This window comes from Streptomyces sp. CHD11 (assembly GCF_018638295.1).
In the GTDB taxonomy this organism is placed as follows: domain Bacteria; phylum Actinomycetota; class Actinomycetes; order Streptomycetales; family Streptomycetaceae; genus Streptomyces.
Genome location: NZ_JABTTS010000200.1, coordinates 1 through 305 on the forward strand (window position 1 = coordinate 1; position 305 = coordinate 305).

Below are 305 nucleotides of genomic sequence, written 5' to 3' on the forward strand. Positions count from 1 at the left end.
GCACCGAGCGTGGTGGCCCCGCACTGCCCACGGCAAGCGGGTGCAGGTTGGCCTTCGTGGCGGGCCTCGCCTGGGCGTCAGAGGTCTTGACAACCGAGGCCCGCGACGCCTTCGTCGACTCCGTCAGCTCCACCATCGACACCTACGGTCTCGACGGCCTCGACATCGACTTCGAGGCCCACTCCCTCTCGCTGGACGACGCCGACGCCGGCATCGAGAACCCCACCACGCCGGTGATCGTCCACCTCATCTCCGCCCTGCGCACCCTGAAGGAGCGTTACGGCGACGACTTCACGCTCACCATG

Annotated in this window: 1 protein-coding gene; it reads left to right on the forward strand. The window is 68.2% G+C overall.

The features are described from left to right. Positions 1 to 86: 86 nt before the first annotated feature. On the forward strand, positions 87 to 305 hold a 219-nt coding region (locus HTV45_RS33755; RefSeq protein WP_308309820.1), incomplete at its 3' end, for a glycosyl hydrolase family 18 protein.